At 70.8% G+C, this 22,410-nt stretch carries 21 protein-coding genes and 1 pseudogene; 9 read left to right on the forward strand and 13 right to left on the reverse strand.

Annotated elements, in window-relative coordinates; translation table 11 throughout:
- Positions 1–6 precede the first annotated feature (6 nt).
- Positions 7–1,326 (forward strand): M20/M25/M40 family metallo-hydrolase, encoded by a 1,320-nt coding sequence (locus CRP55_RS36645; RefSeq protein WP_097326581.1) that lies wholly within the window; start codon positions 7–9, stop codon positions 1,324–1,326.
- On the opposite strand, the gene CRP55_RS36650 is transcribed toward CRP55_RS36645, so the two are convergent.
- Positions 1,277–2,128, reverse strand: coding sequence for a LysR family transcriptional regulator (locus CRP55_RS36650; RefSeq protein ID WP_179855481.1), 852 nt, complete (start codon positions 2,126–2,128; stop codon positions 1,277–1,279). The two genes, CRP55_RS36645 and CRP55_RS36650, sit on opposite strands and share 50 nt — an antisense overlap.
- Before the next feature lie 70 nt (positions 2,129–2,198).
- Here CRP55_RS36650 and CRP55_RS36655 point away from each other — a divergent pair, with 70 nt between their 5' ends.
- On the forward strand, positions 2,199–2,858 hold the full coding sequence (locus CRP55_RS36655; RefSeq protein ID WP_097326582.1) for an SDR family NAD(P)-dependent oxidoreductase: 660 nt from the start codon (positions 2,199–2,201) through the stop codon (positions 2,856–2,858).
- Between the two features lies 1 nt (position 2,859).
- Here the strand turns inward: CRP55_RS36655 and CRP55_RS36660 are convergent, their stop codons facing one another.
- The 4 genes from CRP55_RS36660 to CRP55_RS53475 form a co-directional block, all read right to left on the reverse strand.
- Positions 2,860–3,375: a hypothetical protein gene (locus tag CRP55_RS36660; RefSeq protein WP_143235178.1), complete on the reverse strand. Its 516-nt coding sequence runs from the start codon at positions 3,373–3,375 to the stop codon at positions 2,860–2,862.
- Positions 3,376–3,442: 67 nt separating this feature from the next.
- The gene (locus tag CRP55_RS36665; protein WP_097326584.1) at positions 3,443–3,913 is read right to left on the reverse strand and encodes an NUDIX hydrolase; all 471 of its coding nucleotides are present in this window, start codon (positions 3,911–3,913) and stop codon (positions 3,443–3,445) included.
- Positions 3,914–3,940: 27 nt separating this feature from the next.
- On the reverse strand, positions 3,941–4,081 hold the full coding sequence (locus CRP55_RS53470; protein WP_179855482.1) for a hypothetical protein: 141 nt from the start codon (positions 4,079–4,081) through the stop codon (positions 3,941–3,943).
- A 13-nt stretch (positions 4,082–4,094) separates the two neighbouring features.
- On the reverse strand, positions 4,095–4,298 hold the full coding sequence (locus tag CRP55_RS53475) for a hypothetical protein (protein ID WP_097326585.1): 204 nt from the start codon (positions 4,296–4,298) through the stop codon (positions 4,095–4,097).
- A 95-nt stretch (positions 4,299–4,393) separates the two neighbouring features.
- On the opposite strand from CRP55_RS53475, the gene CRP55_RS36680 reads away from it, so the two are divergent.
- On the forward strand, positions 4,394–4,993 hold the full coding sequence (locus tag CRP55_RS36680; RefSeq protein WP_097326586.1) for a CGNR zinc finger domain-containing protein: 600 nt from the start codon (positions 4,394–4,396) through the stop codon (positions 4,991–4,993).
- A gap of 919 nt (positions 4,994–5,912) precedes the next feature.
- On the opposite strand, the gene CRP55_RS36685 is transcribed toward CRP55_RS36680, so the two are convergent.
- From CRP55_RS36685 to ahcY, 5 genes are read right to left on the reverse strand one after another with little or no spacing between them, the layout of a single operon-like run.
- Positions 5,913–7,484, reverse strand: a complete 1,572-nt coding sequence (locus CRP55_RS36685; protein ID WP_097326587.1) for an ABC transporter permease — start codon at positions 7,482–7,484, stop codon at positions 5,913–5,915.
- Positions 7,481–8,374: an ABC transporter ATP-binding protein gene (locus CRP55_RS36690; RefSeq protein WP_097326588.1), complete on the reverse strand. Its 894-nt coding sequence runs from the start codon at positions 8,372–8,374 to the stop codon at positions 7,481–7,483. Before CRP55_RS36690 ends, CRP55_RS36685 begins: the two co-directional genes overlap by 4 nt.
- Positions 8,371–8,976, reverse strand: coding sequence for a TetR/AcrR family transcriptional regulator (locus CRP55_RS55845; RefSeq protein ID WP_097326589.1), 606 nt, complete (start codon positions 8,974–8,976; stop codon positions 8,371–8,373). Before CRP55_RS55845 ends, CRP55_RS36690 begins: the two co-directional genes overlap by 4 nt.
- Positions 8,977–9,009: 33 nt before the next feature.
- The gene (locus CRP55_RS36700) at positions 9,010–10,629 is read right to left on the reverse strand and encodes a Na+/H+ antiporter (protein WP_438865838.1); all 1,620 of its coding nucleotides are present in this window, start codon (positions 10,627–10,629) and stop codon (positions 9,010–9,012) included.
- A gap of 57 nt (positions 10,630–10,686) precedes the next feature.
- Positions 10,687–12,147 carry an adenosylhomocysteinase gene (gene ahcY / locus CRP55_RS36705; protein ID WP_097326591.1) on the reverse strand — a complete coding sequence of 487 codons (1,461 nt, stop codon included), beginning with the start codon at positions 12,145–12,147 and terminating at the stop codon, positions 10,687–10,689.
- A 155-nt stretch (positions 12,148–12,302) separates the two neighbouring features.
- Here ahcY and CRP55_RS36710 point away from each other — a divergent pair, with 155 nt between their 5' ends.
- The 4 genes from CRP55_RS36710 to CRP55_RS36725 all read left to right on the forward strand — a co-directional run bounded on the left by CRP55_RS36710 (position 12,303) and on the right by CRP55_RS36725 (position 15,677).
- Positions 12,303–13,190 (forward strand): HAMP domain-containing protein, encoded by an 888-nt coding sequence (locus tag CRP55_RS36710; RefSeq protein ID WP_097326592.1) that lies wholly within the window; start codon positions 12,303–12,305, stop codon positions 13,188–13,190.
- Positions 13,191–13,263: 73 nt separating this feature from the next.
- On the forward strand, positions 13,264–14,154 hold the full coding sequence (locus CRP55_RS36715) for a LacI family DNA-binding transcriptional regulator (protein WP_097326593.1): 891 nt from the start codon (positions 13,264–13,266) through the stop codon (positions 14,152–14,154).
- A 69-nt stretch (positions 14,155–14,223) separates the two neighbouring features.
- On the forward strand, positions 14,224–14,553 hold the full coding sequence (locus CRP55_RS36720; protein ID WP_097326594.1) for a YciI family protein: 330 nt from the start codon (positions 14,224–14,226) through the stop codon (positions 14,551–14,553).
- Positions 14,550–15,677, forward strand: a complete 1,128-nt coding sequence (locus tag CRP55_RS36725) for an RNA polymerase sigma factor (protein WP_097326595.1) — start codon at positions 14,550–14,552, stop codon at positions 15,675–15,677. The genes CRP55_RS36720 and CRP55_RS36725 overlap by 4 nt, the downstream gene beginning before the upstream one ends.
- Here the strand turns inward: CRP55_RS36725 and CRP55_RS36730 are convergent.
- Entirely contained in the window at positions 15,674–16,366 is a 693-nt protein-coding gene (locus CRP55_RS36730) for an SDR family NAD(P)-dependent oxidoreductase (protein WP_097326596.1), read from the reverse strand. The two genes, CRP55_RS36725 and CRP55_RS36730, sit on opposite strands and share 4 nt — an antisense overlap.
- A 101-nt stretch (positions 16,367–16,467) precedes the next feature.
- Between CRP55_RS36730 and CRP55_RS56350 the strand changes: the two are divergent.
- Positions 16,468–17,586: pseudogene (locus tag CRP55_RS56350) on the forward strand (RNA-guided endonuclease InsQ/TnpB family protein); the annotation flags it as partial.
- Positions 17,587–17,700: 114 nt separating this feature from the next.
- Here CRP55_RS56350 and CRP55_RS36740 read toward each other — a convergent pair.
- Both CRP55_RS36740 and CRP55_RS36745 read right to left on the reverse strand, forming a co-directional pair.
- Positions 17,701–18,927, reverse strand: coding sequence for an EAL and HDOD domain-containing protein (locus CRP55_RS36740; RefSeq protein WP_245923604.1), 1,227 nt, complete (start codon positions 18,925–18,927; stop codon positions 17,701–17,703).
- A 17-nt stretch (positions 18,928–18,944) separates the two neighbouring features.
- Positions 18,945–20,159, reverse strand: coding sequence for a CehA/McbA family metallohydrolase (locus CRP55_RS36745; RefSeq protein WP_097326597.1), 1,215 nt, complete (start codon positions 20,157–20,159; stop codon positions 18,945–18,947).
- Positions 20,160–20,354: 195 nt separating this feature from the next.
- On the opposite strand from CRP55_RS36745, the gene CRP55_RS36750 reads away from it, so the two are divergent.
- Positions 20,355–22,343, forward strand: coding sequence for a glycosyl hydrolase family 28-related protein (locus CRP55_RS36750; RefSeq protein ID WP_097326598.1), 1,989 nt, complete (start codon positions 20,355–20,357; stop codon positions 22,341–22,343).
- The last annotated feature ends 67 nt before the right edge of the window (positions 22,344–22,410 follow it).

Here is a 22,410-nt window from a genome sequence, read left to right on the forward strand (position 1 = left end):
GACGCGATGAGCCAGCTCGAGGCGTTCCGCGACCTGCTCCGCATCCCGACCGTCTCGACCCGCGAGGCCGCGGAGTGGGATTCCGGCGCGTTCGACGACTTCCACGCGGCGCTGCGCCGGCACTTCCCCCTGCTGCACGAGAAGCTGGAACTGACCCGGATCGGCACCCACGGCCTGCTCTTCCACTGGCCCGGCGTGTCCGCCGAGCGGCCGGTCGTGCTCATGGCGCACATCGACGTGGTGCCGGTCGAGGGCGAGTGGACCCATCCGCCGTTCGAAGCCGTCGTCGAGGACGGGGTCATCTGGGGCCGCGGCACCCTCGACTGCAAGGCCAGCCTGACCGCCATCTGCCAGGCCGTGGAAGACCTGCTGGCCGGCGGGCACACCCCGGCCCAGGACGTGTGGCTGTCCTTCGGCTGCGACGAGGAGGTGGCCGGCGTCGCCGCCCAGCTCGCGGTCGACGAGCTGCGCAGGCGCGGCGTCGAGCCGTGGTTCGTGCTCGACGAGGGCGGCGCGGTCGCCCACGACGTGCTGCCGGGTGTGCCGGTGCCGGTCGCCGCCATCGGCGTCACCGAGAAAGGCGTCGCCTCGATCGAGCTGAGCGTCGACGGCCGCGGCGGGCACGCGTCCACGCCGGCCCCGATGGGGCCGACCGTGCGCCTGGCCCGGGCCGTCACCCGGCTCGACCGTTCGCCGATGCCGGCCACCACGCCGGACGTGGTGGTCGAGTTCCTGCGCCGCGCCTCCGCGCACGCCACCGGACCGATCGGTCTCGCCCTGCGCGGCGCCGTCCGCTCCCGTCCCGTGCTGACCCGGCTCCTGCTGGCCGCGGGGCCGGAGGCGGCGGCGATGGTACGGACCACCTTCGCGATCACCACGCTCAGCGGCTCACCGGCCCTGAACGTCGTGGCGTCGAACGCGACCGCCGGCGTCAACATCCGCATCCTGGTCGGCGACACCATGGCGAGCGCGATCGCCCACGTCCGCAAGGTGATCCGCGACAAGAAGGTGACGATCCGCGTGGTCCACGACGGTGAGCCGTCACCGCCGTCGCCCCTGGACGACGCGTTCCAGCTCATCGAGGCGGTCACGGTGTCGCATTTCCCCAAAGCGGTTCCGGCGCCGTACGTCATGATGGCCGCGACCGACGCCAGGCGCTTCACCGCCATCTGCGAGCGGGTGTACCGGTTCACGCCGTTCGAGATGACCAAGAAGCAGCGCGAGGCGATCCACTCGTACGACGAGCACATCACCGTCGACGCCTACCTGGCCGGCGTCAGCTGGTACCGCTCGCTTCTTCAGAGGCTGCCCGCCGGGCCGCGGTGACGAAGGCCGCCACCTCCCGCGAACGGCTGCTCTCGGCCCACGCCACGACCAGCGTGGCCGGCGTCGCGTCGAGCACCGGCCGATAGACGACGCCCCGGTGCGGCCGCAGCGCCGCCGACTCACTGACCAGCGCGACCGCCCGGCCCAGAGCCACCAGCTGCATCAGCTCGCCCACGTCACCGACCAGCGGCCCCGTCCCCGGGCGCGCGGCTTCGGGGAACCGCGGAATCTCCTCGGCGGACAGATCGGCCATGCGCAGCTCGTCGCACGCGGCCAGCGGGTGACTCTCGGCCAGCGCGACCACCCGCCGCTCCACCACCAGCTCCTCGGTGGCCAGGCCGCTCAGGTCGTTCTGCGGGTGATGCAGCAGCCCGACATCGGCCCGGCCGTCGCGCAGCATCGCCCCACGGTCGCCGATCGAGAAGGCGAATTCGACAGGCAAGGCATCAGGGCTTTGCTCGTACGCGGCCAGGATCGCCGGCAGGAGCCCGGCGTCACCACCCGGCTTCATCGCCAGCACGAGGCACGCCTTCGGACCGGCCCGCTGCGCCCGCCGGGCCGCGGCGGCCACCGCGTCGAGGGCGGTCCGGCCCTCGGCCAGCAACACCTCGCCGGCCGGGGTCAGTCGGCTGCCATGACTCGTACGCTCGAGAAGCTCGACGCCCAGGCGATGCTCGAGCCGCCGGATCGCCCGGGAGAGCGGCGGCTGCGCGATGCCCAGACGGTCCGCGGCCCGCCCGAAGTGCAGCTCCTCGGCCACGGCGACGAAGTACCGCAACTCCCGAGTCTCCACGTCCTCCATACCCGGAGGGTATCGCCTCCGTACTCAATCAATCTTGGGGTGAAAGGCCGTCCGGTGGTCGGATGGGTGCATGTCAGAAACAAAGATCGCCCTGGTCACGGGCGCCGGCCGGGGAATCGGCGCCGCCATCGCGGAAGGGCTCGCCGCCCGCGGCATGACCGTCATCGCGGCCACCCGGGCCGACCTCGACGTCACCGACGACACCTCGGTCGCCGCGTTCGCGTCCCGCTGCGACCGCCTCGACATCCTGGTCAACAACGCCGGCATCTCCGGCGGCCGGGACGGCCAGACGCCGGGCGAGGCCGACCTCGCGGTGATCCGGGCCGTCTACGAGACCAACCTGTTCGGCGTCATCCGGGTCACCGAGGCCTTCCTGCCGCTGCTCCGCAAGTCGGCCGACCCCCGGATCATCAACGTCTCCAGCGGCACGGCCTCGCTGCACTGGAACACCGACCCCGCGCACAACTTCGCGGCCCGCGGCACCCCGCTCGGCTACCCGGCGTCGAAGGCGGCCCTGAACATGCTCACCGTCCAGTACGCCAAGGCCTTCCCCGGCATGTCGATCAACGCCACGGCCCCCGGCGCCTGCGGCACCGACTTCGCCAAAGACCTGGGCCTCTCGCTGGAACGCACCGCCGCCGACGGCGCCGCCATCGCGATCCGGCTGGCCACGATGGACGGCCCGCCGACGGCCGCGTTCGTCTCCGACGAGGGGCCCGTCCCCTGGTAGGTCAGCAACCACTCCATTGACTGGTACGCAGGCTGGTGCCGACGCCGCCGACCTCCTTCAGCGAGTCCGGAAGCACGATCGTGGTGTCCACGGTGATGCCCCAGCGATAGGAGCCGCACGGGTGGTTGTACTCCTCGACCGGCGCAGTGTTCCTGACCTTGCGGACGCCGCAGGCGCTGTGCCCGTACCACGTGCCGCAGACGCCCTTGGCCCCGTAACGGCAGGCCTTCCCGGAGGTGCAGATGCCCGGCGTCTCCTTGATGCCCCGGCAGTTCAGCAGGGTGCGGTCCGCCTTCTGGCAGTAGATCGAGTTCTCGGCCTTCCAACCCTCGCCGAACGGAAGGTCGTAGATGTCGATGCAGTGCACACCTTGGTTGCCGAGCGAGTCACTCCCGACCACCTTGCAGACGTGCTCGAGCAGGCGCCAGTCGGCCGCCATGGCCGGGCCGGCGGTGGGAATCACGAGCCCGGCGATGGCCAGGACGCTCGTCATCAGAGAGAGAAGAATCCGTCGCATGATCCGATTGCACCGGCCCGGCCGGTGTCCGGACAGCAGCACGAACACCTCCGAACGGTTCCGAACGTCACCGGGCGAACCACGCCTCGGCGGTGGGGTCGAGGGCGGCGGCGAGGCAGCGCGCCTGGTGCGGCGGCAGCGGCGGCACGGCGGCCGGCTCGAACCAGGCGACCTCGACGGACTTGTCGTCGTTGACGCGGGCCTCACCACCCACGGCGCGGCACAGCACGCCGACGGTCAGCCAGTGGATCTGGTCGCCGTTGGGCGCCACGGACAGGTCGAGCGCCTCGACCGCGAGGAGCCGCTCGGCCTCGACGCGGACGCCGGTCTCCTCGAGGACCTCCCGAACGGCGCCGGCGGCCGGTTGCTCGCCCGGTTCCAGGCATCCGGTGGTCAGGGCCCAGTCGTGCGTGTCCGACCGGCGGACCAGGAGCACGCGGCCGCTTTGGTCGAGCACCACAGCGATCACCCCGGGCAGAGGCAGCGGGTCATGCCCGACCTTCGAGCGGAGCGCGACGACAAATGCGGGGATCGGCATGGGCGGCACCGTAGGACCCCCGGGCAATCACCGAACGAGCACCCCGGCCCGGCTCTGCACCCCGGCCCGGCTCTGCACCCTGGCCCGGCTCTGCACCCTGGCCCGGCTCTGCACCCTGGCCCGGCTCTGCACCCTGGCCCGGCTCTGCGCCTCGGCCCGGCTCTGCATCCCGGCCCGGCTCTCAGGCGGCGGCGTGGCCGGAGAGGGCCGGCTTCGGGGAGGTGTCGTGGTCGAGGTGGGTGGCGAGGCGGCGCAGCGCGGCGGCGGTGGCCACGCGGGCGCGGTTGGGCGGCCGCTCCGGCACCACCGGGCTGTCCGGGCGGGCCGAGAGCATGGGCCGGGTGCCGGCGTCGACCGCGAGTGCGGCAAGGGCGAGTTCCTGCATCGTGATCTTCCCTTCGATTGATGCGGGCTAAAGTTGTTTGACTAGAACCATAGGTACCGCGCCTGGTGCGGGTCAAACACGTTTTGGTGGAATCAATGTCAGAATCCGGGTTCCTGGAGCCCTTCGGCGGCGCTGTCTGCCTCGACTTCGCCAACACGCTCGACGGCCGCGCGACCGCACAACCGACCGAGTACGTGCACACCTACGTCGACCTGGCCGGATGGTCGGAGTTCGCCGGCCTGATCGACGCGCCCACGAGCGCGCGTCTCCGCCGGCACGACTCCGAGGCGTCGCTGCGCACGGCCCTGAACCTGCGCGAGGCGATCTTCGAGGTCTTCACCGCGGTCGGCCGTGGCGAGACCCCACCGGCCGGCTCGCTCGACGAGGTGCGGCAGCGATACGCCGAGGCGGTCGCCTCGGCCCGTCTCGGTCCCGCCCCGGAGGGCTCGTTCACTTGGGAATTCACCGGTGACCAGCCCGATCGCGCCTGGTGGCCGATCGCCGTCGACGCCGTGCGCCTGCTCACCCAGGGCCCCCTGAACCGGGTCAAGGTCTGCGCCGCCGAGGCCGGCTGCATAGGCCTGTTCCTCGACACCAGCAAGAACCGCAGCCGCCGCTGGTGCACAATGGACGGCTGCGGCGTCGAGGCCAAGGTCCAGCGCCAGGCCCGCCGCCGCCAGGCCACCCGCAGGTAGTCAGCCCCGCCCCCGCATCCACCCCTCCTCGTGCCGAATCCACCCCGCGCCGCCGCCCCGCGCCGAATCCAGCCCGCGCCGCCGCCCCGCACCGGGCCTGGGCCCCACCGCCCAGCCCGCATCCGCACCCGCCCTGTACCGGGCCACCGTCCCGCACCGCGCCGCCCCGCACCGGGTCCGGGTGGCGCCGCCCCGCGCCGGCCCTGGCCGCACCGCCCGGCGCCGCATCCGCACCGCGCCGTGCCCAGGCCGCACAGCCCTGCGCCACACCGGGCCGGACCGCGTTAGGCAGGGCTGCGCAGACCGCGCTGGGCCAGACCGCACTGAACCGCGCCGCGCCGGGCCGCACTGGACCCGCGCCGCACCGCGCCGGGCCGCACCGCGCCGGGCCGCACCGCGCCGTGGCGCGACGCACCGGGCCGTATCGGGCCGTATCGGGTCGTACCGCGCCGTGGCGCGCCGCCGCACCGCGCCGGACCGCGCTGGACCGGGGGCCGCGCCGCGCTGGGACGCACCGCGCCGGGCCGCACCGCACCAGGGCCGCACCGCACCGCGCCGCGCCAGGGCCGCGCCGCGCCGGGGCCGCGCCGCGCCGGGCCGCGCCGCGCCGCGCCGGGCCGCACCAGGGCCGCACCGCACCGCGCCGGGCCGCACCAGGGCCGCGCCGCGCCGGGCCGCACCGCACCGCGCCGGGCCGCACCAGGGCCGCGCCGCGCCGGGCCGCACCGCACCGCGCCGGGCCGCACCAGGGCCGCGCTGCGCCGCGCCGCGCCGTGCCGGGACGGGCCGCGCCGTGCCAAGACGGGCCGCACTGCGCCGCGACGGGCCGCACTGCGCCGCGACGGGCCGCACTGCGCCGCGACGGGCCGCACTGCGCCGCGACGGGCCGCACTGCGACGGGCCGCGGCGGGGCGGTGGCTCAGTCGGGGATGTTTCGGTGGCGGAGGGCGGTCAAGCCGAGTGTGGTCAGGACGGCCGCCACGGCCAGCAGCATTATCAGTGGGGTTGCCGCGACGGTGCCGCCGGGCAGGTGGGGGATGTGGGTGAAGGGGGAGATGTCGAGTAGCCACTGGTCGAGTTGGAGGGTCTGGCCCACCAGCAGGATCAGCAGGCACAAGGCGGGCGCGCCCCACGCCGCCGCCGACAGGCGGGGTAACAGTCCGAAGAGGAGGACCGCCACGGCGGCCAGGACCCACACCGCGGGCAGCTGCACCAGGGTGCTTGTCACGATGGCGCCCAGGTCGCCCTCGGTGTAGGTCAGGCCGGCCACCACGCCCTCCGCCAGCAGGGCCACCGCCGGGCCGAGCAGGGAGAACAGCAGGTGGGAGCCGGCCCACGCGTAGCGGGACACCGCTGTGGCCAGGATCGGCTCGGCGTGGCCTGACTGTTCCTCGTCGCGCAGGCGCAGGGCGGCCTGCACCGCGTAGCAGGAGGCGATCAGGCCGACTATGCCGGCCGTGCCCGCGAAGTAGTTGTCGACCAGGCTCGAGGCGCCGCCCAGGCGGGCGAAGATGTCGCCCAGGTTCTGGTTGTCCTCGATGAGGGAGACGACGCTGCCGCCGACCCCGCCGAAGATCAGGCCGAGCAGGGCGAACCCGATGGTCCAGCCGATCAGCAGGCCGCGGTGCAGGCGCCAGGCCAGGGCCAGCGGCGTGCCCATGTGTGACGTGGCCGGGCCGAGCCGGGCCGGCAGCAGGCCGCCGCCGAAGTCGCGGCGGGTCAGCAGGACCGCGGACAGCCCGGCGGCCAGCACCGTGAACAGGGCCGACAGCAGCACGGGCCACCAGTTGTTCGTGCCCCACGGGAAGATGTGTGTCGCCCAGCCGATGGGGGAGAGCCAGCTCAGCCACGACACTGCTCCGTCGCCGAGGGCCGAGACGTCGCCGGCCACGCGCAGCGCGTAGGCAGCGCCGAGTGCGACCACCGCGATGGTCCGCGCACTGCGCGCGCTCGCGGTGAGTTGGGCGGCGATGGCGCCGACGGCGGCGAAGGCGCAGCCGCTGAGCGCGAGTTCGAGGCCGAACAGCACCGAGCCTTCGGCCGGCAGGCCCTGGCCGAGCATGGCCGCGGTCAGGATCGCGCCCAGCGCCAGGCTGGCCACGCCGGTGGTGATCAGGGCGGCCGCGAGCTGGGCGTGCCGTCCGACGGCGCCGGCGGCGACCAGTTCCGTACGGCCGGATTCCTCGTCGGCGCGAGTGTGCCGGATGATGGTGAGGGCTGCGAAGAGCGCCACCATGATCGGGAGGAAGCCGGAGCGCCAGGCCACTATCTCGCCCAGCGACGAGCCGTCGATCAGCCCGTAGAGGCCGACGAAGCCGGCGTTGGAGCCGCTGACCGTCGCGTATTCGAGGCGGTCCGCCGCGGTCGGGAAGAGGCTTTCGAAGGACGTCACGTATCCGGCCGGGATCAGGCCGAGCAGGACCACCCACAGGGGCATGAGGACGCGGTCGCGGCGGAGGATGAGCCGGATCAGCCGGCCGGCGCCGGTCACGACTCGGGCCGCGAGTACTGGCGGAGGAACAGCTCCTCCAGTGACGGCGGCTGACTGACCAGCGACGTCACCCCGACCTTGACCAGGGTTTGCAGGGCCGGCGACAGTGCGTCGGTGTCGACGTCGAAGCGTACGCGTCCATTGTCGATCTGGAAGTCGTGGACGCCGGCCAGGGAGGCCAGGCCGTCCGGGGGGCCGGCCAGGTCGGCCTGGATCGTGGTGCGGGTGAGGTGGCGCAGGTCGGTCAGGGTGCCGGTCTCGACGGTGCGGCCGTCACGGATGATCGTCAGCCGGTCGCAGAGCTTCTCGACCTCGGCCAGGATGTGGCTGGAGAGCAGGACCGTACGGTCACCTCGCCTTTTCTCCTCCAGAATGACCTCGCTGAAGACCTCCTCCATCAGGGGGTCGAGGCCGGAGGTCGGCTCGTCGAGGATGAGCAGTTCGACGTCGGAGGCGAGCGCCGCGACCAGGGCGACCTTCTGCCGGTTGCCCTTTGAGTAGGTGCGGCCTTTCTTGCGCGGGTCGAGCTCGAAGCGCTCGAGCAGTTCCGCGCGGCGTTTCGGGTCGAGGCCGCCGCGCAGCCGGCCGAGCAGGTCGATGACCTCGCCGCCGGTCAGATTCGGCCAGAGGGTGACATCACCGGGGACGTACGCCAGGCGTTTGTGCAGTTCGGTGGCGGAGGCCCAGGGATCGTCGCCGAGCAGGCGCGCGCTGCCGCCGTCGTGCCGCATGAGGCCGAGCAGGACGCGGATGGTGGTGGTCTTGCCGGCGCCGTTCGGCCCGAGGAACCCGTGCACCTCGCCGGTGCGCACGTGCAGGTCGAGCCCGTCGAGGGCGGCGACCTGGCCGAACCGTTTGACCAGCCCCGTGACGTCGATGGCGTCGGTCATGACTGTTCCTCCCCGAAGATCTTGTCGAGCTGGGCCCGCGCCTGATCTGCCTGCGAGGGCGTGATGAGGGGTTGCGAGAAAAGATCGAGCGACGCGTTGAGTACGCGCAGCCAGCCCTCGACGGAAGCGACGTCGCCGCCCACGGCGCGGGAGAGAAGGTCGCGCATGGTGAACATCGACATCTTCATGACGGTGAGCAGGCCGATGAACGCCCGCGGGTCCGTCACCTTGAGATCGGGCTGCTGGGCCAGCCACTCCTGGCCGTAGTCGATCATGCGGTCGAACATGGCGGTGCCGGACGGCGAGCCGTCCATGGTCGAGCGCATGAAGTAGCGCTGGAGCAGCAGGACCTTCGGGGTCAGCCGGTCGAGCGACTGGAACTCGGTGAAGTGGGCGTTGACCCGCAGGAGCTCGCTCAGCGCGTATTCGTCGCAGGCGTCGCGCAGCCCCTCTTTGGAGCCGAAGTGGTGGCGCAGGAGGCCGGAGGAGACTCCGGCCGCCTGCGCGATGTCGCGGATGGTGGCGGCCTCGACGCCGCGCTCGGCGAAGAGCTCGATCGCGGCGTCGCGGATGCGCGCCCGTGCCGTCAGGTCGCTACTCACGTGTGTAGGTTACTGCACACGTGTGTAGCTCGACTAGCGTCTATCGGGAAGCAGACGCTCCTCGTGGTCGAGCTCGCGCTCCAAGATCCGCAGACTTTCGTCGTTCAGGTTGCCCGCGTCGCGCCATCGCAGCAGCTCCTCGCGCTGCGACTCGATCACCATGCGGCGGACCATGAGCGCCGCCTCGTACTCCGGCGAGGTCGGCACCTCGTCCGACTCGGCGTTCTCCAGCATGTCGAGCCGCTTGCTGTAGCGCTCGAGCCGGATCTCCAGCTGCTTGCGCATGTTCTCGATGGCACGGTCCTCGACGTGGTCGTGCTGCTCCTCCTGGATGTTCTCGAGCCGGTCCAGGGCGGCCCGCACGGCGGCCGACCGGGCCTCGTTGCGCTCCCGGGCGTCGTCGGCGTGGTTGGCCCGCAAGCCGAGCATCCGGACGAGAGGGGCAAAGGTCAGACCCTGGCCGAGCAGCGTCACCAGCACCACCACAAAGGCGCAGAAGTGCAGCAGCTCGCGGTTGGGCACCGAGGCGGGCAGCGTGAAGATGGCGGCCAGGCTGATCACGCCGCGGGTGCCGGCCCAGCTCAGCGCGGTCACCTCGCGGCCGGTCAGAGCCTGCTCGCTGCGCGGGCCCTCGAAGTCCTCCCCGCCCAGCCGGGCGTGCAGCGACCGCGGCAGCAGCTGGGTCAAAATCAGCCACAAGGGGCGCAGGATCAGCGTCACGCCGACCGTCACCGACACCGCGATGATGATCGTGGACATGGAGTAGTTGCTGAGCTCGTCGACCACGGTCGGCAGCTGCTGACCGATCAGCAGGAAGACGATGCCCTCGAGCAGGAAGTCGACGAGCCGCCAGACCGCGCTGGTCTGCAGGCGGCTGGCCGCCCCGCTGTAGCGCGGCGAGTCGTGGCCGATGATCAGGCCGGCGATCACCACGGCCAGCACACCGGAGACATGGACGGACTCGGCCAGGATGTACGCCGCGAGCGGGGTGGCCAGCGAGATCGCGTTCGCGGTGAGCGGGTCCTGCCGGATGTGCCGCAGCTGCCGGATCACGAAAGCGACCACGACGCCGGCCACCACACCGCCGATGGCCATCAGGAAGAACTCGCCGATCGCCGACGGCACGGAGAAATGACCGCCGTTGGCGGCCGCGATCGCGACCGTGAGGATGGTCAGGGCGGTCGCGTCGTTGAGCAGGCCCTCGCCCTGGATCAGCGTGATCAGCTTGCCCGGCAGGCCGGCCCGGCGGCCCACCGCGAGCGCGGCCACCGGATCGGGAGGGGCGACCGCGGCGCCCAGCGCGACACCGGCGGCCAGTGTCGCGCCGCCGACCCACATGTCGATGCCCCAGCCGATGAGCAGGGCCGTGACCAGCACCAACAGCACCGAAAGACTGATCACGGTGCGCATGTGGCGGCGGATGTCGAGCAATGAGGAATCAAGCGCCGCGTTGTAGAGCAACGGCGGGATCACATAGGTCATCACGAGCTCGGGTTCGAGCTCTAGATTCGGCCCGGGCAGCAGCGCGTACGTGATGCCGGCGATCGTCAGGAGGGCGGCGGCCGGAAGGCCGGTCTTCTCCGCGATCAACCGGACGACGACGATCAGCGCGACGCCACCGAGGATGAGAAGGAGTGTGGTCTCGGCGTGCACACCCTTCATCTTTCCTGGCCGACACAGGCTTAACTGTGTCGGCCAGGAAAACAGTGATCAGTAGCGGTAGTGCTCCGGCTTGTACGGGCCGTCGACGTCCACGCCCAGGTACTCCGCCTGCTTCTTGGTGAGGGTCGTCAGCTTGACGCCGAGGGCGTCCAGGTGCAGCCGCGCGACCTTCTCGTCCAGGTGCTTCGGCAGCACGTAGACCTGCTTCTCGTACTCACCCGGCTTGGTCCAGAGCTCGATCTGGGCCATCACCTGGTTGGTGAACGAGTTGGACATGACGAAGCTGGGGTGGCCGGTGGCGTTGCCCAGGTTCATCAGGCGGCCCTCGGAGAGCACGATGACCGAGTGCCCGTCCGGGAAGCGCCACTCGTGCACCTGCGGCTTGATCTCGACCTTCTCGACGCCCGGCACCTTTTCCAGGCCGGCCATGTCGATCTCGTCGTCGAAGTGCCCGACGTTGCCGACGATCGCGTTGTGCTTCATCGCCTGCAGGTGCTCGACCCGGATGATGTCGGTGCCGCCGGTGGTGGTGATGAAGATGTCCGCCTCGCCGACGACGTCCTCGATCCGGGCGACCTGCATGCCGTCCATGGCGGCCTGCAGCGCGCAGATCGGGTCGACCTCGGTGACGACGACGCGGGCGCCCTGGCCGCGCAGCGTCTCGGCCGCGCCCTTGCCGACGTCGCCGTAGCCGCAGACGAGAGCGAGCTTGCCGCCCAGCATCACGTCGGTGGCGCGGTTGAGGCCGTCGACCAGCGAGTGGCGGATGCCGTACTTGTTGTCGAACTTGCTCTTGGTGACCGCGTCGTTGACGTTGATCGCCGGGAAGAGCAGGGTGCCCTCCTTGGCCAGCTTGTAGAGCCGGGCCACACCGGTCGTGGTCTCCTCGGTGACGCCGCGGATGTCCGCCGCGACCCGGGTGAACCGCTGCCCGTCGGAGGCCAGTGACGACCGGAGCGTCTCCAGGATGATCGAGTACTCGTGGCTGTCGGCGTCGGTGGTCTGCGGGACCGCGCCGGCCGCCTCGAACTCGACACCCTTGTGCACGAGCAGGGTGGCGTCGCCGCCGTCGTCCAGGATCATGTTCGGGCCCTGGCCGTCGCCGAAGTCGAACAGCCGCATGGTGGCCCACCAGTACTCGTCCAGCGTCTCGCCCTTCCAGGCGAAGACCGGGACACCGGTGGGTGCGTCGACGGTGCCGTTCGGGCCGACGACGACCGCGGCCGCCGCCTCGTCCTGCGTCGAGAAGATGTTGCAGGACACCCAGCGCACGTCGGCGCCGAGCGCGACCAGGGTCTCGATCAGCACGGCGGTCTGCACGGTCATGTGCAGCGAGCCGGCGATGCGGGCCCCGCTCAGCGGCTTCGCGTCGCCGAACTCGGTGCGCAGGGACATGAGGCCCGGCATCTCGTGCTCGGCCAGGCGGAGCTGGTGCCGGCCGGCCTCGGCCAGCGCGATGTCGGCGATCGCGAACTCGAGGCCGTTACGGGTCTGAAGTTTGTCGCTCACGAAGAGGGGTCTCCTCCCTCATCAGGAGGCGCCCTTGTGTCAGAAACCCGAGCCGAGCGTGGCGGACACCCTTTAGTGCTCGGGGGCCCGTCGCAGCGCCTCTCGGACGCGGGCTCTAATACTCTAGCGTGTCCGGTCTGGCAGGGTAGGGGATCATGCGTCTGCGCACTCAGCTCGCCCTCGCCGTCACGGCGCTGGTTGCTCTCGTGGTGGCCCTGGCCGGGCTTTTCGTCGTTCTGCGGATCGACGGCCGGGATTCCGACGCTCTCGACCGGGAGATCTCGTCGCGGGCCGACCGGGTACGGGTCACCGCGTCGAAGAACGGCACGCTGGCCTCGGACGGCTCTTTCGTGGCCCGGCTGATCAAGGGCGGCGAGGTCGTCAAGCAGGTCGGATCGTCGGCCGGCCTCCCGCTGCCGGTCCCGGACGGCTACACGACGGTTCAGGCCGGTGACGGCGAGTGGCGCTCGCTCGGCGAGACGCTGCCGTCGGGCGCTCAACTGCAGATTCTGATGAGCCAGGACGACCTGAACGACCAGCACGGCAGTAACGTGCGCATCGTGGTTCTCCTCGTGGTCCTCGCGGCCCTCCTCAGTGCGGCCGGTGTCTGGTTCGCGACGGGATACATGCTGCGCCCGTTCCAGCGGCTGCTGACCTCGGCCCGCGAGCTCGACCCGTCGGACCCGTCGTCGCGCCTGCCCGAGGTGCGCAGCCCGCGCGAGGTGGCCGAGCTGGCGTCGACCCTGAACGGCCTGCTCGACCGGGCTCAGGGAACGAAACAGGCCGCCGCGCCCGCGTTCTCCGACGAGACGGTCGAGATGCCGCGGATCGTGGTCAAAGAGGTCGTCGAAAAGGTCGTGGAAAAGGTCGTCACGAAGCCGGGCCCCGATCTCCGCCCGCCGCTGGCCGATCTCGGCGCCAACCTCGAGGCCCTGCTCGACAACCCGGACATGCCGGCCACGCAGCGCCACCTCATCCTGGCCGCGATGGCCGACGAGCACCGCCGCATGGTCACCCTGCTCGCGGAGCAAGCTGACCGGTGACCAGTCCCGCCAGGGATGGAACACACATCAAAGACCTTCCATAGGACCTCAAAAACCCCTCATTCTGTACGGCGTGAAGCACCCGCACCGGATTCGCGAGATCGCCGAGCGCGCCGGCCTCAGCCCGGCCACCGTCGACCGGGTGCTGCACGAGCGCGGCGGGGTGCGGGAGAGCACCGTCCGCCGGGTCCACCACGCCATCGCCGCCCTGAACGCCCAGGAACCCCCGTACCAGCCCACCATCACGGTCGACGTGGTCGTGCCGCGCCCGGAACCGGTCCGTACGGCCCTCACGGCCGAGCCGCCGCCGATGATCCGCCCCCGCTTCCCCCACGACCTGGCCGCGGCCGGCCACGCGCAGGGCCTGATCCTCGACGCCCCCGACACCCCCGAGGTCGTCGAGGCGGTCGGCCGGCTCGACATCCCCGTCGTCACCCTCGGCCGTGACCTGCCGTCGAGCAAACGCGTCGCCCACTTCGGCCCCGACGACGTGGAGGCCGGCGCCACCGCCGCCTACCTGGTCGAGCAGTGGCTGGCCGACCGCGCCGGCGATGTGCTGGTCGTCCGCGGCGACCGCTCGGACAGCGGCTTCCGGGCCGAGATGAGGTCACGGGCGCCGAACCGGCGGCTGCTGACCGTTGCGCTCCCGGAGGTGCGGCGGGCGCTGGCCGCGAACCCGTCGGTGCGCGCCGTCTACTCCACCACCAGCGGCAACGCCGAGGTGGTGGAGGCGTTCGCGGCCGAGCGCCGCCGCTACGACGTCTTCGTCGCCCACGACCTCGACGACGAGAACGCCGGCCTGCTGCGCCTGGGCAAGCTGTCCGCCGTACTCAATCATGATCTGCGGTCTGATCTTCGAAATGCGTGCCGGGCCGTCCTGCGGGAACTCGGCCTGCTGTCCGGGCCGCTGCCGGAGACGCCCGCCGCGGTGCAGGTGATAACTCCGATGAATATTTCCGCCTGATGCTGTCCGATTACCCGTGACCCCGTTCGTCACCCTGGTGACAAGCGATCAGCGAGGGAGTGGACACCGATGAAGTACATGATGTTCGTCTGCACCGACACCGAGCCGGAGACCGACGAGTCGCGGGTGCCCGACATCGAGGTGTGGGTCGCCGAGAACGACACCGCCGGCCGCCGGGTGACCGGCAGCGTCCTGGGCGCCGCGTCGGCCGCCACCACGGTCCGCGTGCGCGGCGGCGAGGTGCTGCTCACCGACGGCCCGTTCGCCGAGACCAAGGAGGTGATCGTGGGCTTCGACATCCTGGAGTGTGCCGACCTGGACGAGGCGATCGCCGTCGCCGCCGCCCACCCGATGGCCTACAACGGCCGCCTCGAGCTCCGCCCGCTCGTGGACCGGTGAAGGAAGTAGCTCAGGCGGCCCAGGACTCGTACACCCGGATCGCCGCGACTTTGATCCGGGTGACGGGGAACTGGACGCTGGCCGAGGACTGCGCGCAGGACGCGCTGACCGCCGCCCTGGAACGGTGGCCCCGCGACGGCGTGCCCGACAACCCGGGCGGCTGGCTGATGACGGTCGCCCGGAACAGGGCCGTCGACGTGCTGCGGCGCGCCGCGGTCGAGGAGACCAAGCTGCGGGAGATGGCGATGATGTGGGAGCCGGCACCACCCGACGACCGCCTGCGGCTCATCTTCACGTGCTGCCATCCGGCGCTCTCCCTGGAGGCCCGGGTGGCGCTCACCCTGCGCACGGTCGCCGGCGTGCCGACGGCCGGCATAGCCCGGGCGTTCCTGGTCTCCGAGGCCACCATGACCCGCCGCCTCACCCGGGCCAAGTCGAAGATCGCCGACGCCGGCATCCCGTACCGCGTCCCGTCCGACCTGGGCGAACGCTTGCCCGGCGTGCTGGCCGTGCTGTACCTGCTCTTCACCCGCGGCTACGACGCCGACGGCGAACCGGCCTTCGCCGACGAGGCGATCAGGCTGGCCCGCATGCTGGCGACCTTGATGCCGAACGAGCCGGAAGTGCCGGCGCTGCTGGCGCTGTTCCTGCTCCAGCACTCACGCCGGAACGCCCGCCGCGACGCCGCGGGCGACCCGATCACGCTGGACCGGCAGGATCGGTCACTCTGGGACCGCGCGGCCATCGCGGAAGCCGTGGAAATCCTGGGGCGCACCCCGGTCGAGGGGCCCTATGCGATCCAAGCCCACATCGCGGCCTGCCACGCGGGGGATGAAACGAACTGGCGTTCGGCGGCGGAATGGTATGACCAGTTGGCCCGGGTGCAGCCGACTCCGGTGGTCGAGCTCAACCGGGCCGTGGCCCACGGTTATGCCCACGGGCCGGCCGCCGGGCTTGCGTTGCTGGCCTCGGTGAACGGCGCTCCCGAGGGTTACATGCTGGCCGTGGAGGCCGACTTGAGAGAGCGCGCCGGCGAGAAGGCCCACGCTTCCGACCTGTTCCGCCGTGCCGCCGCCGCGGTACCGGACGGCCCTGAACGGCGAGCCCTGCTCAAGCGGGTCTAGAGCATCTCGACGACTGCGCCGCCGGAACCGTCACGGAGAAGGTTCAACGCCGCCTCGACGATCTGCTCGGGTGGGATCAGGGTCGGCCGCTCCGACGCCGGGAGGGCGGCCACCTCGGCGTGCGCTCGTTCCAGCCCTATCCAGCCCGGCACGACGCACATCACCCGGGCCTGCGGGAGGTCGCCCATCGTGGTCGTGAAGCGGATCAGGCCCGCCTTCGACGACCCGTACTCCGGGGAGCCGTAAGGGTCTGCTCCCACGCCGGCCGATGAGGCGATGTTGAGGATCGCGCCTCCGCCCAGGGACGCCATCGGCTCGAGGGCGAGCTGGGTCAGGTGCATCGGGCCGATGAGGTTGAGCTCCATCGTGCGCTGCCAGTCGCTGGCCGCGGCGGCCGGATATTGCGCGCCCGGCGTCCAGCCGCCCGCGTTGTTGACCAGGATGTGCGGGCCGCCGGCGGCGGTGGCCAGGGCGATCAGCCGTTCCCGGTCGCCGGGGTCGGTCACATCGCAGCGCACCGCCCGGCTCGAGGGGGTGGAGGAAGGGTCGGCGGAGAAAGCGGCCGAGGGCGACGCGGCGATGTCGGCTGCGAAGACCTTAGCTCCCGCCGATGCCAACGCGGCCGCTATCAAATGGCCCAGGCCCGTGCCGGCGCCCGTGACGACGGCGATTGCTCCATCGAGGTTCATGCGCCCGACGCTAGTACGGTGTCCGGCGACCTTCGCCGGATTGACAGCCGTGGCATGCTAGCTTAATGCCTAGATGTCGTGGCGCTAGTGCCGGATCGGTGATGCATCGCACCGCCCGGATCGGGTTGCGTTTGACCCGAGCTCAGCGGCAGCGTTGTTTCGGCCTGTTGCGTTCGGCCGGTGACGTGTGGGCGTGCGTGCTGGAGTTCAACGGCTGGCGGCGCCGGCGCGGGGATGCCCCGGCTGCGGGCTATCAGGAATTGTGCCGGCTGTTGGCCCAGTCCGGTCCGGGTACCTTCGGCGAACTCGACACCACCGGCGCCCGGTCGGTGTTACGCCGCTACTCCGACGCCTGGTTCTCCGCCGCCGCCCGCCGTAAGGCAGGCGCCCTCGAGGTGCGATTCCCGCGCCGCCGGCGCGCGTTGATGCCGGTCCGTTGGTATCACGGCACCTTCACCCTCAATGGGTGCCGGTTGCGGTTGCCGGTCGCGCGGGGTTGCCCGTCGTTGTTGCTGGGGTTGGACCGGCTGGTGCCGTATCCGGCCGATTGTGTGCGGTCGGTGACGTTGCTGTTCGCCGACGGCCGGTTGTGGGTCGACGTCACCGCCGAACTGCCGGTGACCACCTATCCGGCCGGACAGCAACCTGATCCGGACCGGGTTGCCGGAGTCGACCTGGGCATCATCCATCCGTTCGCGGTCGCCACCCGCGACGGGCAAGCCCTGCTGGTGTCCGGCCGGGCGATCCGCGCCGAACACCACCTGCATCTGGCCGACACCAAAGCCCGCCGCCGGGCCACCGCCGCCCAAGCTCCGAGCAAGGGCCAGCGCGGGTCACGGCGCTGGCGCCAAACCCGCCGCCGAGCCCGGCTGGTCGAAGGGCGGCACCGGCGCCGGGTCCGCCAGGCACTGCACGAGGCCGCCAAGACCGTGGTCGGCTGGGCGGTCGAGCACCGGATCGGGACGCTGACCGTAGGAGATCCGCGCGGCGTCCTTGACCTGCCGGCTGGGCGGCGGCACAACCTGCGGCTACGGCAGTGGCAGATCGGCCGCACCCTGCAAATCCTGCAAGACAAAGCCGCTCTGGCCGGGATCCGAATGCATCTGGTCGACGAACGCGGCACCTCCTCGACCTGCCCGGCGTGTGGCAAGAGGATCAGTAAACCGTCCGGCAGGGTGATGCTCTGCCGGCATTGTCGGTTCGCCGGGCATCGTGACCTTGCCGCGGCGTTCACCCATAGCGGTGAGGAGTCGCTCGCCCATATTTGTGGGCGAGGATCCACGACATCACCGGAACTCGACCCGGTGAGCGTTAGGGGACACCGCACTAGTGCCTTACGCCGCCGCCAGCTTGTTGGTGGCGTCCAGCGCCTTCGTCGACCAGCGCACCGCGTCCATGTATTCGCCGACAAGGTTCACGTCGGCCGGGCCGCATTCGCCGTGCTCGTACGCGTCGACTGCCTGCAGCACCTGCCCGAGCGATCCCGTGCCCTTCGTCAGGGCCGCCGCCACCTGCGGGGCCAGCGGGAACTGTTCGGCCATCTCGGCCGGTGTCATGCCGAGGACCCCGGCCACCCCGGTGATGACTCCGGCCATGAACGCCGCGTCGGACGGCGCCCCGAACGAGTGGGCCACGTTCTCGCAGAGCCTCGCCCGGGTCAGCACGTCCAGCATGTGCTCTTCGGTGGCCCCGCCGACCTCGTCGAGGACCATCAGCATCGCCCACTGGCGGATGTGCGGCAGCCCGACCATCACGATCGCCTGCTGGACCGACGACACCCGGTTCGCGTGCCCGGCCGCCACCGAATTGCTGGCTCGAAGCACGCGCAGGGACAGTGCCGGGTCGCTCGCGATGATCGAGACGATGCGGGGCAGGTCGGCGTCGGGCGCGCTCAGCGCCGCCACCAGTTCCAGCCGCCGCAGCCTCGAGGGTGACAGGCTGGCCACCGTGAGCACCTGGGGGTGCGAGAGGGCGTACCCCTGGCGCAGTTCCATCCCGTATCGGTCGGCGATGGCGAGCTGTTCGTCCGTTTCCAGGCGCTCGGCCACGATCTTGATGTTGGGGTGTTGCCGGCAGGCCGCCACCACCTCGTCGAGGTTGCTCAGATCGCCGTCGAGAAGGTCGAGTTTGACGTACGAGGCGATGCCGAACAGCTGCTCGTGCCCGGAGCCCCAGACGAAGTCGTCCAGCGCGATCCGATAGCCCGCCTCGGCCAGCCGGGTGATGCCTTCGACGACCTCGTCGTCCATCTCCACCGTCTCCAGCACCTCGAGCACCACCTGGGCCGGCCCGAACGGCAGGGCGAGCTGCCCGGTGAGGAACTCGCGGGTGAGGTTGATGAAGCAGAGCCGGTCGCCGGCCACCTCGCCGATGCCGAACTCGGTGAACGCGTTCACGATGACCGTGCTGGTGGCGTACGTGTCCTGGCGTCCCGCCGCGACCGCTTCCATGCTGCCGCGGAAGAGCAGTTCGTAGGCGAACACGTCGCCCTGCTCATCGAAGATCGGCTGGCGGCCCACATGCACGAGCTGGGTGCCGGTCGAGGAGGCGGTGGATGTCACACCGCTGCTATCGGCCACTACTCATCCGACTTGAGCCACCACGGGCTCGAGTAGGCGACGCCCCAGTCGTTGCAGGGGTGGCCGAGTGGCCCGGGGGAGTCGTTCTCCTGCCCGGGGTCGGAGACGCGCAGGAGCACCCAGTCGCCGTCGGCGGCGTCGAGCGGCACGGTGAACCGGGTGACCTGCCCGACCTCGACCGCGATCACGTCGGCCACGGACGGGGCTTGCGAGCCGGGCCGCAGCACCTGCACGAGCAGTTCCCGGCCTTCCCAGTGACGGCCGCGGTCGAGGTCGAGCTCGAATCTCACGTCACCCTTGGTGAGGGGCAGGTGCTTTCCCATCCGTACGCCGTTGGCCCGCGCGTCAAGACGCAGACCGCTCACCCGTGTCGCGAAGAAGCGGCGCCGCCGCATCGCGGCCAGCACCCCGGCGCGGGTGTTCTCCTCGACCCAGAGCCCGGTGCGGCCCTTGCCCTCGTCCATGCCCCAGTCGCCGCCGTGCTCGTCGGTGACTCCGGTGATGCCGGTGCGCCAGCCCGCGTTGAGGCAGGCGTTGAGCGGTGAGCTCTGCAACGGCCAGCCGTCGAACAGGAAGTCGTCACGGTTGTTGAACATCTCCAGGCCGACCATGTGGCTGCGCATCGACGCGTCGTACGCGAACTCGTCGAATCGCAGCATCTGCCGGCCGGGGTGATTGAAGCCGCTGACCCCGGAGCGGGCGGCGACCCAGTCGTAGAGCTTGCGCATGCTGCCGGTCACGGTCGGCTCGGTGTATTCGTCGGTGAACCAGACGTTGAGGTGGCCCATGGCCGAGTGCGACCACTCGAAGCCGCGCAGGGCCGTGTACTTGCCGGGGTCGTTCGCCTTGTCGGCGAGCACGCCGGTGCGCTCCCATTCCCGGTCGTTGAGCCCGCCGATGCCGAGGACCGTGGTGTGGTCGGTCAGCGCGGCCACGTCGAGCCCGGCCCAGCGCATCGAGTCGAAGGCGCCTTCGGGGTCGCCGAACCCGTCCGACATGAGCGTGTGGTTGTGCAGGTCGGCGTGGACGAGCGTGGTGTTGTGGCTGATCTGGGAGCGCCGGGCGGCGCCGCGGCTGCGGCGTTCGGAGTGCAGGCCGGTGGTGGTGGCCCGGGCGCTGCCGGGTGCGGCCGCGAGCATGAGCATCCCGCCGGCGGCGGCCAGCAGGGAGCGTCGGGCGAAATGGTGTTTATGGGGGTGTTCGTCCGATGACATGCAGGCAGCTTCTCAAGATCCAGGCGCCTGGCGTGGTTGAACCCCCGCAAGGGGTCGAAAGGTGCAAGAAGGAGTTTCAAAAAGCGCAAGCACAGAACAGCAGCGCGAAATTTAGCGACAGCACCTTGTGCACTACGTCACACCGGTCCTAAGGTCACCGGCAACGCTCCCTCCTCTGTAGAGAAGAGTTCGTCGATGTTCCTGGAACTGAGACGTGGCGGCTGGGCCATCGCGGCCGCCACTGCCTTGGGAACCGTCCTCAGTGGGGGCGCCGCCTATGCGACCCCCTCGACCCCCGCCCACGTCACCCGCGCCGGCCTCGACCCCGCCCTCGTCGCCGGCCGGGGCGCGACCGTCAACTTCCTGGAGCAGGAGGCCGAGACCGCCCGCACCAACGGCGCCGTCATCGGCCCCGACCGCACCGCCTACACGCTGCCCGCCGAGGCGTCCGGCCGCTCCGCCGTGCGGCTCACGCCCGGCCAGTGGGTCGAGTTCACGCTGCCCAAGGCGGCCAACGCCCTCACCGTGCGCTACAGCCTGCCGGACGCGCCGAACGGCGGCGGGATCACCGCGCCGCTGACCGTGAAGGCCGGCAGCCTGACCCGCACGATGTCGCTGACCTCGCAGTACTCCTGGCTCTACAACCAGTACCAGTTCACCAACGACCCCAACGCCGACCTGCTGCACCCGGACTGGTGGATCACCGAGTGCGCCTGCGTGCCGTCGGCCACCACGCCGGCCCCGGTGATCACCAAGCCGTTCCGGCCCATGCACTTCTACGACGAGCAGCGCCTCCTGCTCGGCAAGACGGTCAAGGCCGGCGAAAAGGTCCGCCTGACCGCCTCCAGCAAGGCCGCGTGGACCGTCATCGACCTTCTCGACTCCGAGCTGGTGGCCCCGCCCAAGGTCAGCCTGATCGCGGCGAACGTCCTCGCCTTCGGGGCCGACCCGACCGGCCGCCGCGACTCGGCGCCGGCCTTCGACAAGGCCATCGCCTTCGCCCGCAAGACCAAATTGAAGGTGTACGTCCCGCCGGGCACCTTCCAGGTCAACCGGCACATCATCGTCGACGACGTGACGATCGAGGGCGCCGGCAACTGGTACACGATCATCAAGGGCCGCGAGGTCGCGCTGAGCACGCCCGCGCCGGACGGCTCGGTGCACACCGGCGTCGGCTTCTACGGCAAGGACGCCAAGGACGGCGGCAGCCGCAACGTGCGCCTGTCCGGCTTCGCCATCGAGGGCGACGTCCGCGAGCGCATCGACACCGACCAGGTCAACGGCGTCGGCGGCGCGATGAGCGACTCGATCATCGACGGCCTCTACATCCACCACACCAAGGTGGGTCTGTGGTTCGACGGGCCGATGTCCAACACCAGGGTGACCAACAATGTCATCGTCGACCAGATCGCCGACGGGCTGAACTTCCACACCGGTGTCACCGGCTCGCTGGTGCGCAACAACTTCATCCGCAACACCGGCGATGACGCGCTGGCCATGTGGGCCGAGAAGGTGACGAACTCCGGCAACACGTTCGACCGCAACACCGTGCAGACGCCGACGCTGGCCAACGGCATCGCGATCTACGGCGGCAACGACATCACGGTGTCGAACAATCTGGTCGCCGACCCGATCCGCGAGGGCAGCGCGATCCACGCCGGCTCCCGCTTCGGGGCCGAGCCGTTCACCGGCCATCTGTGGATCACCGACAACACCACGGTGCGCGCGGGGACGTACGAGCTGAATTGGAACATCGGTCTGGGCGCCATCTGGATCTATGCGCTGGAGAGGAACATCGAGGCCGACATCCGGGTGACCGGCGACCACTTCCTGGACAGCACCTACAACGCGATCATGCTGGTCGCCGACTGGCCGGTGAAGGATCTCTACTCGGTGACCAACCTGCACTTCAAGGACATTCGGGTCGACGGCACGGGTACGAGTGTTCTCAGCGCCCGGGTGGCCGGCAGCGCCACCTTCGAGAACGTGGACGCCCGTAACGTCGGCGCGGTCGGCGTGAACAACTGCGGCACCTTCCACTTCACGCCGGAAGGCTCCGAGTTCTCGCTGTCGGATCTCGGCGGCAACGACGGCGGCTGGCTGGCCCCGTGGATGCTCTCCAACACGATTACCTGCGACGACAGGCCGCCGGTGGTCGCGCCGCCGGCACCGTCACCCTGGTAGTCCTTCGGATGCCGCCCCATCGGACGATTCCGGTGGGGCGGCGTTTCCTTGGTAGCCTCGCCCGAGT

The sequence above is a fragment of the Paractinoplanes atraurantiacus genome (assembly GCF_900215205.1).
GTDB classification, from domain to species: Bacteria; Actinomycetota; Actinomycetes; order Mycobacteriales; family Micromonosporaceae; genus Actinoplanes; species Actinoplanes atraurantiacus.